General features: G+C 31.9%; 13 protein-coding genes, 2 tRNA genes, 1 rRNA gene and 1 pseudogene. 13 read left to right on the top strand and 4 right to left on the bottom strand.

Features of this window, described 5'->3' with window-relative positions:
* Window positions 1-91, top strand: a 5S ribosomal RNA gene (gene rrf / locus FHG05_RS02805); the annotation flags it as partial.
* Window positions 92-157: 66 nt separating this feature from the next.
* Here the strand turns inward: rrf and FHG05_RS02800 are convergent.
* Together FHG05_RS02800 and FHG05_RS02795 are read right to left on the bottom strand one after the other, a co-directional pair.
* Window positions 158-793 carry an endonuclease III domain-containing protein gene (locus FHG05_RS02800; RefSeq protein ID WP_140996467.1) on the bottom strand — a complete coding sequence of 212 codons (636 nt, stop codon included), beginning with the start codon at window positions 791-793 and terminating at the stop codon, window positions 158-160.
* Window positions 794-867: 74 nt separating this feature from the next.
* Window positions 868-2,007: an acyl-CoA dehydrogenase gene (locus FHG05_RS02795; RefSeq protein ID WP_130733979.1), complete on the bottom strand. Its 1,140-nt coding sequence runs from the start codon at window positions 2,005-2,007 to the stop codon at window positions 868-870.
* Between the two features lie 91 nt (window positions 2,008-2,098).
* Here FHG05_RS02795 and FHG05_RS02790 point away from each other — a divergent pair, with 91 nt between their 5' ends.
* Entirely contained in the window at window positions 2,099-3,166 is a 1,068-nt protein-coding gene (locus FHG05_RS02790) for an anhydro-N-acetylmuramic acid kinase (protein ID WP_140996466.1), read from the top strand.
* Here the strand turns inward: FHG05_RS02790 and FHG05_RS02785 are convergent.
* Window positions 3,159-4,007, bottom strand: coding sequence for an alpha/beta hydrolase (locus FHG05_RS02785; protein WP_140996465.1), 849 nt, complete (start codon window positions 4,005-4,007; stop codon window positions 3,159-3,161). The genes FHG05_RS02790 and FHG05_RS02785 overlap by 8 nt on opposite strands.
* Before the next feature lie 40 nt (window positions 4,008-4,047).
* Complete coding sequence (locus FHG05_RS02780) at window positions 4,048-4,641, bottom strand: TetR/AcrR family transcriptional regulator (RefSeq protein WP_140996464.1); 594 nt, start codon at window positions 4,639-4,641, stop codon at window positions 4,048-4,050.
* A gap of 173 nt (window positions 4,642-4,814) precedes the next feature.
* Between FHG05_RS02780 and FHG05_RS02775 the strand changes: the two genes are divergently transcribed.
* The 11 genes and pseudogenes from FHG05_RS02775 to FHG05_RS02725 all read left to right on the top strand — a co-directional run.
* A complete protein-coding gene (locus tag FHG05_RS02775; protein WP_140996463.1) occupies window positions 4,815-6,041 on the top strand; it encodes a Glu/Leu/Phe/Val dehydrogenase dimerization domain-containing protein in 1,227 nt (408 codons plus the stop codon).
* A gap of 29 nt (window positions 6,042-6,070) precedes the next feature.
* Entirely contained in the window at window positions 6,071-7,429 is a 1,359-nt protein-coding gene (gene nhaD / locus FHG05_RS02770; protein ID WP_140996462.1) for a sodium:proton antiporter NhaD, read from the top strand.
* 49 nt (window positions 7,430-7,478) lie between these two features.
* Complete coding sequence (locus FHG05_RS02765) at window positions 7,479-8,183, top strand: MotA/TolQ/ExbB proton channel family protein (protein WP_140996461.1); 705 nt, start codon at window positions 7,479-7,481, stop codon at window positions 8,181-8,183.
* Window positions 8,183-8,578 (top strand): ExbD/TolR family protein, encoded by a 396-nt coding sequence (locus tag FHG05_RS02760; RefSeq protein WP_140996460.1) that lies wholly within the window; start codon window positions 8,183-8,185, stop codon window positions 8,576-8,578. Before FHG05_RS02765 ends, FHG05_RS02760 begins: the two co-directional genes overlap by 1 nt.
* Window positions 8,579-8,735: 157 nt before the next feature.
* Complete coding sequence (locus tag FHG05_RS02755; RefSeq protein WP_140996459.1) at window positions 8,736-9,542, top strand: energy transducer TonB; 807 nt, start codon at window positions 8,736-8,738, stop codon at window positions 9,540-9,542.
* A 129-nt stretch (window positions 9,543-9,671) separates the two neighbouring features.
* A complete protein-coding gene (locus FHG05_RS02750; RefSeq protein ID WP_140996458.1) occupies window positions 9,672-10,886 on the top strand; it encodes a bifunctional folylpolyglutamate synthase/dihydrofolate synthase in 1,215 nt (404 codons plus the stop codon).
* A gap of 128 nt (window positions 10,887-11,014) precedes the next feature.
* Window positions 11,015-11,089, top strand: a tRNA-Val gene (locus FHG05_RS02745).
* 210 nt (window positions 11,090-11,299) lie between these two features.
* Window positions 11,300-11,384 (top strand) — tRNA-Ser (locus FHG05_RS02740).
* Window positions 11,385-11,656: 272 nt separating this feature from the next.
* The gene (locus FHG05_RS02735; RefSeq protein WP_140996457.1) at window positions 11,657-12,901 is read left to right on the top strand and encodes a site-specific integrase; all 1,245 of its coding nucleotides are present in this window, start codon (window positions 11,657-11,659) and stop codon (window positions 12,899-12,901) included.
* A gap of 65 nt (window positions 12,902-12,966) precedes the next feature.
* Window positions 12,967-13,320 carry a hypothetical protein gene (locus FHG05_RS02730; protein ID WP_140996456.1) on the top strand — a complete coding sequence of 118 codons (354 nt, stop codon included), beginning with the start codon at window positions 12,967-12,969 and terminating at the stop codon, window positions 13,318-13,320.
* 186 nt (window positions 13,321-13,506) lie between these two features.
* Window positions 13,507-13,842, top strand: a pseudogene (locus tag FHG05_RS02725) (heavy-metal-associated domain-containing protein); the annotation flags it as partial.
* Between the last annotated feature and the right edge of the window lie 15 nt (window positions 13,843-13,857).

Genomic DNA, 13,857 nt, shown 5'->3' with positions numbered 1-13,857 from the left:
GGGCTCACCTCTTCCCTTTCCGAACAGAGAAGTTAAGCCCGACTGCGCAGATGGTACTGCAATCTTGTGGGAGAGTATGTCGTCGCCTTTCTTTTGAAAACCCTTATCTAATCGATAAGGGTTTTTTGTTTTTATATGGTTTAAAATAAAATTAGTTTTACGGATTTGTAATCTTTTTAAAATACGCGCAATCTGTATGTATGGGACAAATAGTACATTTTGGATTTGTAGGTCTACAAATAGTTCTACCTAAAAAAGAGAAAGCCATACCAATATCATTCCACATTGAATAAGGAAGTTTTTCCATAAGTATTTTTTCAATTTTATTGGCATCTTTAAATTCTGAAGTTAATCCAAATCGAGGCACTACTCGTATAACATGTAAGTCAACTAAGATTCCTTCTGGCTTTTGATGGGTTTCTCTTAAGATAACATTAGCTGATTTTCGACCAATACCTCTTAATTTTATCAGTTCATCCAGTCTTTTAGGAATAGTTCTGTCTTTTAAAACACTAGCGGTATCTAAAATCCAGTTGATTTTATTGGAATAATTCTTTACACTTGAGAAATAAACCAAAAGATCATTAGAAGTGGTAATAGATAGACTTTTGAAATCTGGATATGTCTTAAAGAAAGGCTTGCAAACAATATTTATATTGGCATCCGAATCTTGAGCAGCAAGAATGACCATTATTACAAGTTGGTAAGGGTTTTTAAAATGTAATGGATGTTTGTAATCTTTGTATTTTTCAATAAGAGGTTGTAAAATAGCTTGCCAATCTGTAAATAACATTTTTCTTTAAAATTAATAAAAAAAAAGAGTTCAATATATACTATTGAACTCTTATAAATCAAGCTTATAATTTTTTATTTTGTTAAACCTCTTGAAATAACAATTCTTTGAATTTCAGAAGTTCCTTCATAAATCTGAGTGATTTTAGCATCTCTCATCATTCTTTCTACATGATATTCGCTAACATATCCATTACCTCCATGAATCTGTACTGCTTCAATTGTTGTGTTCATTGCAGTTTCTGAAGCAAATAATTTAGCCATAGCTCCAGAATGAGAAATATCTTCTCCATTGTCTTTTTCAGAAGCAGCTTTAAAGCATAACATTCTAGCAGCAGTAATTTGAACATGCATGTCTGCTAATTTAAATGCAATTGCTTGATGTTGCATGATAGGTTTTTTGAATGCTACTCTTTCTTGAGCATATTTTAAAGCCAATTCATAAGCACCTTGAGCAATTCCTAATGCTTGAGATGCAATACCAATACGACCACCATTTAGCACAGCCATCGCAAAATTGAATCCAAAACCATCAGCTCCAATTCTGTTTTCTTTTGGTACTTTAACATCAGAAAACATTAATGAATGTGTGTCAGATCCTCTAATTCCCATTTTCTTCTCTTTTGGACCTATTGAAAAACCTTCCCAACCTTTTTCAACTAAGAAAGCATTAATTCCTTTATGTCCTTTTTCTACGTCAGTTTGAGCAATAACAATATATGTAGAAGCTGTCCCACCATTGGTAATCCAATTTTTGGTACCATTTAATAAATAATAATCACCTTTGTCAATTGCAGTTGTTTTTTGTGAAGTAGCATCAGACCCTGCTTCTGGTTCCGACAAACAAAATGCGCCAATTACTTCTCCTTTAGCTAGAGGTACTAAATATTTTTGTTTTTGTTCTTCACTACAATATTTTTCAATTCCAGCACAAACCAAAGAATTATTTACAGACATGATAACTGCAGCTGAAGCATCAATTTTAGCAATTTCTTCCATTGCTAAAACATATGAAATACTATCAAGACCTGCTCCTCCGTATTTTGGGTCAACCATCATACCAAGAAAACCAAGTTCTGCCATTTTTTTTACTTGTTCTGTTGGAAAAATTGAATGTTCATCTCTTTCTATGACTCCAGGTAATAATTCTGTTTGAGCAAAATCTCTTGCCGCCTGTTGAATCATTATTTGTTCTTCGGTTAGCTTAAAATCCATTTTATTGAATACTATTTAATTATTTTTAAAATCCGTACCAAATGTAGGTATTTATTGCTTATTTTTCAATAACAATTTGTAATTTTAACCCATGTTTAAAGAAAACTACAACGTTATAGGTGTTATGTCGGGAACTTCGCTAGATGGAGTAGATTTAGCCTATATTAATTTTGAAAAAAAGGAATCTTGGTCTTTCAAAATATTGTTTTCAGAAACTATCCCTTACTCGAGAGATTGGCTTAATAAATTAAAAAATGGCTTCTATCTTAATGAAAATGAATTAATTTCTTTAAATGAATCCTATACTGGTTTATTAGCTACTATTATTTTAGAATTCATTGAAAAATATAGTTTAGTTAAGATAGATGCTATTTGTAGTCATGGGCATACGATTTTACATCAGCCAGAGAATGGTTTTACTTTACAAGTAGGAAATTTGCCTAAATTAGGAAGTTTGTTAAATTACCCTATAGTATGTGATTTTAGAGTACAAGATGTACTCTTAGGTGGTCAAGGCGCTCCTTTAGTGCCAATTGGGGATCAGTTATTGTTTTCAAATTATGATTATTGCTTGAATTTAGGAGGCTTTTCTAATATATCATTTGAATATAATGGAAAAAGAATTGCGTATGATATTTCGCCAGTTAATACCGTATTGAATTATTATGTGAATCAATTAGGATTAGATTACGATGATAAAGGTAAAATTGCTAAATCAGGTCTTTTAGATAGTAATTTATTTGAAAAATTGAATCAGATATCATTTTACAATGAACCTTTTCCGAAATCTTTAGGAATGGAATTTGTGCATAAAAATATACTTCCTATTATTGAAAGTTTTAGTTTGCCAATTGAAACTGTTTTGAGATCTTTCGTAGAACATATTGCTTTTCAAATAGCACACAATTGTAAAAGTAATGTTAAAACAATTTTAATTACGGGTGGCGGTGCCTATCATGAATTTTTAATTGAAAGAATTCAGTATTATTTGCCAAACGTACTTTTAGTTGTGCCCGATAACCAGTTAATTGAATTTAAAGAAGCACTCATCTTTGGGTTTCTTGGTGTTTTAAAATTAAGAAATGAAAATAATGTATTAGCTTCAGTAACTGGAGCGGTACGGGATCATAGTTCGGGTGTGATTTATAATGTTAATTAAGAATAAAATCGATTACTTTTTGTTCTAAATTTTTACTTTTTAAATTATGACCTAATCCTTCGGTTAAAATTAATTGACTTTTATTCCAGTTTTTATGCAATTCAATAGAATAATTCGGATTGGTATCTTTGTCTTCTTTATCATGAATAATTAAGCAGTCTTTTTCTAAATCTGTTGCAAATTTTGATGCAGAAAAATAACTCGGTTCATGACCCAATCTTTTGGTAAAAGAACGACTAATAATTTCAATTGCTTTTTGTGATAAGCCGAGTATAGATTGGTAAAAATCAAAAAAATCTTTGGCTTCACCAGGTGCGCCCATAATTACAACTTTTTTAATATTCTGAGCATTGTTTTTGTAATGTTGTAACCAATACGTAGTTGCAAAACCCCCAATGGAATGGCTTACCATATATTCAATTTCTTGGTTTTGAAGTAGCATTTGATTAATAGCTTTGCCATATAAAACGACATGAAGCATTTTTCCTGTGGATAATCCATGCGCTGGAGCATCAAATGCATACACTGTAAAATCATTTTCTATTAGATTCTCAATGTACGATTTCCATCGAAACGAATGGCTTGCCCAACCATGAATGAATACAATTTTTTTACTGCCATTTCCCCATTTATAGGTTTGTATTTTTTCATTTTCAACTATTAAAATTTCATTTTTGCCTTTTTCTAAAAATTGCAATTGATGTGTTTTTATAGTTTTAGCCATTGGATTACAAAATAATTGAAAACCTTGTTTTTCCAATGTTTTAGGACTTACATAAGCTAATGCATTGAAATAATAGCCAACACTTTTCTGAATAATTTTTTTAATTTTTTTTCTCATAATTAAGATACCAATCGGTATTTTTTATTTTAAATTTTTTTTATAATAAAATATCTTTTTCAATCCACGTTTTGAGATGGGTTACTACATTTTTAATATCTTTTTCGGATTGTGTTAATTTACTCATCATTATCCCTCCTTCTAATGAAGCTATAATAACTGAGGCTACTAATTCTTCGTTGCAATTAGATTGCACTTGTTGGTGTTTTTTTCCATTTGTTAGAATAGTCATAATGGTCTCTTTAAAAACGGTAAGTGTATTTTGTGCTTTGTATTTCAGGTCATAATTGGTGTCATCTACTTCAATGGAAACATTTAATAAAGGACAACCACCTGCAAAATTTTCATTAATAATATAGTTTTCAAAATGATTTAAAAAAATGAAAAGTTTGTCTTTCGTATTTTTCGCTTCCTTAATTTTAGTTTTTAAATTGGTAAAGATGTAACGAATCATTTTCTCATAAGCTTGTATTTCTAAATTATCTTTATTTTCAAAATGCCTGTAAATCGCTCCTTTCGTATAACCAGTTGCATTGGTTATATCACTAATAGAAGTAGATTTATAACCTTTGGTGTTAAAGAGTATAGAAGATTCTCTTAAAATTTTTTCTTTCGTTTGTTCTGGCTTCCTCATATTCAAAGATACCAATTGGTATCTAATAATAAAAGAAATTGTTGTAAAATTTTAAAAAAGGTAAAATAATGTGAATAAATTGTTAAATAATAAGCTCTTCGAAAATATTACTTTAAAAATACCTTTTAAAAAAAAGTAAAAACTTAAATTTGTCTACCAATTTTAATATCATAATGAAAGAATTACTTAAAAAATTTGAAAATAAAGAACCAGAAATAGTATTCAATTGGAAAGATCCAGAAACAGAAGCAGAAGGATGGACAGTTATTAACTCATTAAGAGGTGGTGCTGCAGGTGGTGGAACTCGTATGAGAAAAGGATTAGATATGAATGAAGTGCTTTCTCTAGCAAAAACAATGGAAGTGAAATTTTCAGTGTCTGGACCAGCTATTGGTGGCGCAAAATCTGGAATTAATTTTGATCCAAATGATCCGCGTAAAAAAGGAGTTTTAGAAAGATGGTATAAAGCAGTTTCTCCTTTATTAAAAAATTATTACGGAACAGGAGGAGATTTAAATGTGGATGAAATTCATGAAGTAATTCCAATGACCGAAGATTGTGGAGTATGGCACCCTCAAGAAGGCGTTTTTAATGGTCATTTTAAGCCAACAGAAGCTGATAAAATCAATAGAATTGGACAATTACGCCAAGGTGTTATAAAAGTAATCGAAAACCCGAGTTTTTCTCCTAATGTAAATCGTAAGTATACAGTTGCCGATATGATTACGGGTTATGGTGTAGCGGAAGCAGTAAGGCATTATTATTCTATTTTTGGGGGTGATGTGAAAGGTAAGAAAGCTATTGTTCAAGGATTTGGTAATGTAGGTTCAGCTGCGGCTTTTTATTTGGCGGATATGGGAGCAAAAGTAGTCGGTATTATTGATAGAGATGGTGGGTTAATTAATGAAAATGGTTTTACATTTGAAGAAATTAAATCACTTTTCTTAAACAAAGATGGGAATAAATTAGTGGCGCAAAATATGATTCCTTTTGAAGAAATAAATGAAAAAATATGGTCTATTGAAGCCCAAATCTTTGCTCCATGTGCAGCTTCTAGATTGGTAACAAAATCTCAGGTGGATCGAATGATTGCTTCTGGATTAGAAGTGATATCTAGTGGTGCCAATGTCCCTTTTGCAGATAAAGAAATTTTCTTTGGAGCAATTATGGAAGAAACGGATTCTAAAGTAAGTTTGATTCCTGATTTTATTGCAAATTGTGGAATGGCTAGAGTCTTTGCTTATTTCATGGAGAAAAAAGTACAAATGACTGATGATGCTATTTTTTCAGATACTTCAACTGTAATTAAAAATGCTTTACAAAAAGTATATAATCTTAGTCCAGATAAGAAAAATATAAGCGCTCGTGCTTTTGAAATTGCCCTAAAACAACTTATCTAAAACCAAACCCGAATTTAACTTAATAAAAAATGGAAATTTTACTAATAGTAATATTTGTTCTTGGTTATTTAGCCATAGCTATGGAACATTCTTTAAAAATCGATAAATTAATTCCTGCTTTAGCAATGATGGCTGTATTGTGGGCTTTAATTGCAGTAAATCATTTGCAGGTGTTTGACGTGGTTCCTGGAATTGGAAAAGAACCGCATCATTTAGAAGGTGTATTATTGCATCATCTTGGAAAAACAGCTGAAATTTTAGTTTTCTTAATGGGAGCAATGACCATTGTTGAAATTATCGATTATTTTGATGGGTTTTCAACGATTAAATCGTTTATAAAAACAAAAAGTAAATCGAAACTCTTGTGGTTGTTTACCATCTTAGCTTTCGTTTTATCTGCCATTATCGATAACTTAACCGCAACTATAGTTTTAATAACTATTCTGCAAAAAATTATTAAAGAAAAGGAAACTCGTTTATGGTTTGCCGGTTTAATAGTTATTGCTGCAAATGCGGGTGGAGCTTGGTCTCCTATTGGAGATGTTACTACAACCATGTTATGGATTGCAAATAAAGTATCAGCATCTCAATTAATTGAGCATGTTTTAATTCCTTCTATTTTATGTTTTGCAGTGCCAACATTCATCGCAGCTCGAATGAAAATTTTTAAAGGCTATATCGAACCTGAAGCGGAAGACGGATTGGCATCACCTAAATATAGTAGTTTAATGTTTTATTTAGGGTTAGGTTCTATTTTATTTGTGCCGGTATTTAAAACCATCACACATTTACCTCCTTATGTAGGAATGATGTTATCTCTAGCGGTTGTAGCAGCAGTAGCAGAATTTTTAAGTAATCGAAAATTTACCGTCAGTGATGCAGGAGAGGATTCAGGGTCACATCATAGTCCAGTTCATAAATCGCTTTCTAAAATTGAAATGCCAAGTATATTGTTTTTCTTAGGTATTTTAATGTCGGTTGCCGCTTTGGAATCGTTAGGGATGTTGTTTGATTTTGCTGGAATATTAGAAAATAATGTGCCTTATTTAGGTACGGAACATGCTTCTACAAAAATTTCTGATTTAGTGGTTTTATTGTTAGGGGCGGGTTCAGCTGTTATTGATAACGTGCCCTTAGTAGCGGCGAGTATTGGAATGTTTCAAATTGGTACAGATGAACCAGCGTGGCATTTTATTGCTTATGCAGCAGGTACTGGAGGAAGTATGCTTATCATCGGTTCTGCAGCTGGTGTGGTAGCTATGGGAATGGAAAAAATCGATTTTGTTTGGTACTTAAAGAAAATAGGTTGGTTGGCATTAGTTGGTTTCTTAGCAGGTGCTATCGGATTTGTTTTTATTAGAGACTTTCTTTTAAACGTAGTACACTAAATATAATTTTTTAAGTAGTTTAACGTTATTAGTTTATAAAATAATTTGTATGAGTATATTTCTTCAAGTAGATAGTTTAGCGGTTGCTAACGAAGCTTTATTAGAGGATCAACCTGTTGAAAAAACACTTTCCATCTGGGAATTATTAACCAGTGGCGGTATAGGTGGTCAAGTTATCATTTTAGTGTTGTTCATTTTATTGTTCTTTGCTTTGTTTCTTTATTTTGAAAGGCTAATGGCAATTAATAAAGCCAGTAAAATAGATGCTAGTTTTATGAATAATATTAAAATGAATATCACTACAGGGAAAATCGATGCGGCAAAAATGCTTTGTGCACAAACTAATTCTCCAGTAGCTCGATTAATCGAAAAAGGAATTTCTCGTATAGGAAAACCACTTGAAGATATCAACACCGCAATTGAGAATGCGGGTAATTTAGAATTGTACAAGCTAGAAAAAAACACCAGTATGTTGGCTACAATTTCTGGTGCTGGCCCAATGATTGGTTTCCTAGGAACAGTTGTTGGTATGATTCTTGCTTTTCATAAAATGGCAAGCGGTGGCGGACAAATTGAAGTGGGCTCGCTTGCAGAAGGTATCTACACCGCAATGACTACTACCGTAGTAGGGTTAATTGTCGGTATTATTGCATATATTGGTTACAACCACTTGGTAGTAAAAACCAATAAAGTGGTGAATCAAATGGAAGCTAATGCGGTAGATTTCTTGGATTTATTAAATGAACCTGTATAATGAAGATTGGTAAAAATAAAAATAAAGTTTCAACGGAATTCAACATGTCGTCTATGACTGACATCGTGTTTTTGTTGTTGATCTTTTTTATGTTAACCTCTACAATGGTTACTACGAATGCCTTAGATTTGGTTTTGCCAAAAGGAAAAGGAAAAACCGATAGTAACAAAAATATTTCGGTTAGTATCGATAAAGATTTAACTTTTTTTATTGATAAAGACAAGGTAGAAGAAACACAATTGGAAAATCAATTATTGGCGATCCTTGAAAATAATGAGAACAAAGCCATAGTGTTGCGTGCCGAAAAATCAGTTCCTCATGAAAAAGTAGTATACGTAATGGATATTGCTTACAGGAATGGGATAAAAATGGTAGTCGCAGTTAATCCAAAATAATTTTTTGGAGCTGTTTCCTGCTATTCGTTGCAATCTTTTATTTTTTCTACTTTAATTGATTGGTTGAAGAAAAAAATAAAAGGATTTCCACTGCTATCAGGGCTAGGAAAATAGGAAGTAATACAAGTAGTGTCGTATAAAACATAAATGCTGAGAAATGAAATTTCTTGAAACACCAGAAGAAAAAAAATCGTTTGCAATTACCAGTGTGATTTTTGCAATACTACTTTTCTTATGTATTTTTCTAGGGTTAACCTATATGGATCCACCACCCGAAAATGGCATTGCTATTAATTTTGGAACTAGCGACGTAGGTCAAGGAGAAATTCAACCTACAGAACCCATACAATCCGCTCCACAACCTACGGTTAGTGAACCAGTAAAAGCAGTGGAAGATGAAATCTTGACACAAGATGAAGACGCACCTGTAGTTGTAACTCCAAAAAAGGAAACTAAAAAACCAGAGGAAAAACCAAAAGAAAATGTTAAGCCAAAAGAAACTCCTAAACAACCTTCACAGCAAACCAATAGTGCTTTAAGTAGTATTTTAAATGGTAAACCTTCAGAGGGAACTGCACAAGGCGGTCATGGAGATGATGGTTTGCCTGGTGATAAAGGAGATCCAAATGGTAGTATTTATGCAAATAGCTTTTATGGTAATGGTTCAGGAAATGGAACAGGTTCAGGAAATGGAACAGGTTGGGGTTTAGCCGGTAGAAAATTATCTGGAAATAGTAAAAGACAACAAGATTGTAACGAAGAAGGAAAAGTAGTTGTTAAAATCTGGGTAAATAGAAGCGGAAATGTTATTAAAGCAGAAAGAAGTCAGGGAACTACAAATACGAATCCTTGTTTGGTAAATCCGGCATTAGAAACTGCTAAAAGTTTTAAATGGCAAGCCGATGCCAATGCTCCAGAAACCCAAATTGGTTTTGTGGTAGTGAACTTTACTTTAGGGCAATAATCCCAAAGAAACCCAAATTGTATTTTAATAGCCCCGATAGAAATGAAAATCCTAGGTTTACCTAGATTGTAAAGTATAGCGGGAAAATGGAAACCAAAAACACCGAATCATTCGCTTCAGAATTTCAAAATGACATATCAAGAAACAACCGAATGGCTTTTTAAACAGTTGCCGATGTTTCAACAACAAGGTGCTTCAGCCTATAAAAAGGATTTGTCCAATACCCTTTTATTAGTGCATCATCTAGGAAATCCGGAAACCCTATTTCAATCCATACATGTGGCTGGAACCAATGGAAAAGGTTCTACATCTTCATTATTAGCTTCGGTATTGCAAGAAGCGGGCTATAAAGTAGGTTTGTATACCTCACCTCATTTAAAAGACTATAGAGAACGCATTCGAATCAATGGAAAGAAAATCAAAAAAGAGTTTGTTGTCGATTTTGTAGCTAAAAATAAAGTTTTTTTCGAAGCACACCAACTCAGTTTTTTTGAGATGACAGTTGGTTTAGCTTTTGATTATTTTGCGAAAGAAAAAGTAGACGTCGCTGTAATAGAAGTTGGGATGGGTGGTCGTCTAGATTCTACCAATGTAATTACGCCTTTGGTTTCTGTGATTACCAACATCGGTTTGGATCATACACAATTTTTAGGAAACACTTTAGAAGCGATTGCTACTGAAAAAGCGGGAATTATAAAAAAGAATGTACCTGTGGTTGTGAGTGAATACGTGCCAGAAACAAAAAAAGTCTTTTTAGAGAAGGCAAAATTGGAAACAGCACCTATTTATTTTGCACAAGATGAAGAATGGGAAGAACTACCTAGTGCTTTGTTAGGGGAATATCAAAAAGCAAATAAAAAAGGGGTTTTGGAAGCGTTAAAAGTAGTAAAAGAACGTTTTAATATAAGTGAGCAACATATTCGAAATGGTTTTTTAAATGTGATTCAAAATACAGGATTATTGGGCAGATGGCAAGTTTTAGGACAGCAACCTAAAATAGTTTGCGATACGGCACACAATAGTCATGGTTTGTCAATTGTAATGAATCAAATTAAAAGAGAAACCTATAAAGAATTATTTTTTGTTTTAGGTGTTGTGAATGATAAAGATTTAGATTCCATATTGCCATTGTTTCCTAAAAAAGCAAAATATTTTTTTTGTAAGCCCAATTTAGATAGAGGATTGGATGCTTCTATTTTACAACACAAAGCCCAAACTTTTGGATTGAATGGAGAGGTATGTGTTTCAGTTTCAGTTGCTTTTGAAAAAGCTAAGGCTGAAGCGACTTTAGAAGATTTTATCTATGTAGGAGGAAGTACATTTGTGGTTGCAGAAATAGTATAAAAAAATAATAAAAAAGATTTGCAAATAATAAAAACTGTCTTATATTTGCACCCGCAAACAAGTTCAACGAACACCTTTAGTAAATAAAGACTGTGAGTTAATAAAAGAATAATGATTGCGATTTATTGGGGCGATTAGCTCAGCTGGTTCAGAGCACCTCGTTTACACCGAGGGGGTCGGGGGTTCGAACCCCTCATCGCCCACAGAAATGTAATCCTACAGAAATGTAGGATTTTTTATTTATATGCTTTTTTGAATTGTTGCTTTAAAGGTGTGAAACTTTAAAAACAGTTGATAATGAATTAGTTGTAATTTTATTCAAAAAAAAGTGTATTTTTTTTAAATTTTCTTTTTGAAACTCGAAAAAGGTTTCTATATTTGCACTCGCAATCAGGAAATGATAGCAACTTATTGGAGAAATGGCAGAGTGGTCGAATGCGGCAGTCTTGAAAACTGTTGACTGTAACAGGTCCGGGGGTTCGAATCCCTCTTTCTCCGCGAGCTGAAAAGCAAATTGAATTAAAACCCTTAAAATCGTATGATTTTAAGGGTTTTTTTATTTTCACAACCTTCAAAACATTCATTAATTCGTGAACCTAAAGGGATAAATTCGGTTACCCTAAAAAACTCATATTTTGGGTAACCGATTTTTAACTTAACCTAATGTTCATAGGATGTTACAACCAGTTCAATAACCAGTTTAAAACTTGTACATCTTGTGAACCTTGAATATTAAAATTAAATTTAATACTAATAAAAAGGTCACCATTATGAAAGCAAAAGTTTCTATTCTTTTTTATGCTAAAAAAGCAAAAGCCAATGTCAACGGTTTAGTTCCAATCTACACAAGAATTACAGTCAATGGAAAAAGGATTGAGTTAAGTACCAATAGATTTATAGAAATATCTAAATGGTGCACTAAATCCAACAAAATTAAAGGTAATTCAGAAGAGGCTCGTTCAATTAATAGCCATCTGGATATGTTGAAAATTCAAATAATTGATACTCAAATGGAATTAGTCCATAAAAAAATTCCAATTACTGCCGAGAGTTTTAAAAGTTTGTTACTTGGAGTTGATGAAAGAGCTAGAATGTTAGTTCCAATATTCCAAGATCACAACAACAAAATTAAAGAATTGGTAGGTAAAGAATACGCACCAGGAACATTAGAACGTTACACAACTTCTTTGAAGCATACCATTGAGTTTATGCAATGGAAATATAATGTTTCCGATATTGATATTATGAAGATTGATCACGCTTTTATAACTGATTATGAATTTTGGTTACGAAGTGTTAGAAATTGTGCAAATAACACAGCTGTAAAATATATCAAGAATTTCAATAAAATTATCAAAATATGTTTGGCCAATGACTGGCTAGACAAAAATCCTTTTGCAAACTACAAATCGAAAGTTAAAGAAGTCGAGCGAGTTTATTTATCTGAAGAAGAAATTCAAAATATCATTGAAAAAGATTTCAAAACCGAAAGATTATCATTAGTTCGCGATATATTCCTTTTTAGCTGCTTTACTGGCTTGGCTTACATAGATGTCAAAAACTTAACAAAGTCGCATATAAGCTTCGGAATTGATGGTGAGAAGTGGATATTTACCCATAGACAGAAAACGGAAACAGCCTCTAAAATTCCAATTCTTCCAGTAACACAAATGATTATTGATAAATATGCTGAACATCCACAAAGCAATAATGAAGATAAGCTATTACCTATTTTGAGTAATCAAAAAATGAATGCCTATCTAAAAGAAATAGCTGGTGTTTGCGAGATAGAAAAAGAATTAACCTTCCACATTGCCCGACATACGTTTGCAACGACTGTAACGCTCACAAATGGTGTTCCAATAGAAAGTGTTAGTAAAATGCTCGGACATAAAAATTTGAGAACAACACAACATTACGCAAAAGTATTGGATAGAAAAGTAAGTGATGATATGCGAATTTTAAAAGAAAAATATTTAGGCAAAAATGTACAGTTAAATCATAAAACAAATTGATTTTAACATTTTTTTTAAAATATTTAATTTGTTTTGATTAACTTTGGTATGTTTTAGAACAATAAATGAAAAAATCATACATCATAATAATTTTGTTTTTAGGAGTATTTTTTATTCCTAATAATACTTTTGCTTGTGGTAGTGAAAAGCAATCTTGTGAAAAAGAACTTTCCACTACTAAAACAAAAGAAAAAAGCTGTTGTGATAATAACAATGATAATAAAGAATGTAATGGAAGTTGTGGTCACTCAAACTGTACTACTGTCTCTTCTGTTGGTTTTAGTTTATTTATTTATAATGAAATAGAATTTACAAATAATAATTTTGATTTTTCTACAAGTAAATCAAAATTTTACCATTCTGAAAATTTACTTTCAGATGGTTTTCCTTCTATATGGCTTATACCTAAAATAAGCTAAATTTAAAATTTGACAGCCATACTTATGTCAAATTTATAGCATTTGCTATTTTTTTATAACAGTTTTGAATCTTAAATTATTCATGTTTAACATGCGTATTTAATTCATTATAGCTGCTATTCAATTTAAATTTATTTCAAAAATTCATTCAAAAAAAAATCTTTTTGAATACTAAAATCATATAAAATGAAAAAATCATTATTAAAAATAATGATAGCAATCACTGTATTGTTATCAACCACAATGAACGCACAAACAAAAAACACAAAAACAGAGGAAGTGAAAGTTTCAGGTAATTGTGGAATGTGTAAAAAAACGATAGAAAAAGCAGGAAACATCAAAGATATTGCTACAGTAGTATGGAACAAAGAAACTAAAATAGCAACAGTAACTTATGATGAATCTAAAACAAATAAAGAAGAAATAGCAAAGCGTATAGCTTTAGCTGGATATGATTCAGAGCTTGTTAAAGCAAAAGATGAAGATTACGACAACCTTCCGGGATGTTGTCAGTATGACCGCGAGTAATTGTACTTT

Source organism: Flavobacterium profundi (assembly GCF_006491645.1).
GTDB classification, from domain to species: Bacteria; Bacteroidota; Bacteroidia; order Flavobacteriales; family Flavobacteriaceae; genus Flavobacterium; species Flavobacterium profundi.
This window is presented reverse-complemented; position numbering and strand designations above follow the sequence as displayed.

Coding starts and splice junctions, on each gene's coding strand:
- FHG05_RS02780 (WP_140996464.1), bottom strand. CDS start 4,641: ATGAGGAAGCCAGAACAAACGAAAGAAAAAATTTTAAGAGAATCTTCT.
- FHG05_RS02735 (WP_140996457.1), top strand. CDS start 11,657: ATGAAAGCAAAAGTTTCTATTCTTTTTTATGCTAAAAAAGCAAAAGCC.
- FHG05_RS02775 (WP_140996463.1), top strand. CDS start 4,815: ATGAAAGAATTACTTAAAAAATTTGAAAATAAAGAACCAGAAATAGTA.
- FHG05_RS02750 (WP_140996458.1), top strand. CDS start 9,672: ATGACATATCAAGAAACAACCGAATGGCTTTTTAAACAGTTGCCGATG.
- FHG05_RS02765 (WP_140996461.1), top strand. CDS start 7,479: ATGAGTATATTTCTTCAAGTAGATAGTTTAGCGGTTGCTAACGAAGCT.
- FHG05_RS02800 (WP_140996467.1), bottom strand. CDS start 793: ATGTTATTTACAGATTGGCAAGCTATTTTACAACCTCTTATTGAAAAA.
- FHG05_RS02760 (WP_140996460.1), top strand. CDS start 8,183: ATGAAGATTGGTAAAAATAAAAATAAAGTTTCAACGGAATTCAACATG.
- FHG05_RS02785 (WP_140996465.1), bottom strand. CDS start 4,007: ATGAGAAAAAAAATTAAAAAAATTATTCAGAAAAGTGTTGGCTATTAT.
- FHG05_RS02730 (WP_140996456.1), top strand. CDS start 12,967: ATGAAAAAATCATACATCATAATAATTTTGTTTTTAGGAGTATTTTTT.
- FHG05_RS02755 (WP_140996459.1), top strand. CDS start 8,736: ATGAAATTTCTTGAAACACCAGAAGAAAAAAAATCGTTTGCAATTACC.
- FHG05_RS02795 (WP_130733979.1), bottom strand. CDS start 2,007: ATGGATTTTAAGCTAACCGAAGAACAAATAATGATTCAACAGGCGGCA.
- FHG05_RS02790 (WP_140996466.1), top strand. CDS start 2,099: ATGTTTAAAGAAAACTACAACGTTATAGGTGTTATGTCGGGAACTTCG.
- nhaD (WP_140996462.1), top strand. CDS start 6,071: ATGGAAATTTTACTAATAGTAATATTTGTTCTTGGTTATTTAGCCATA.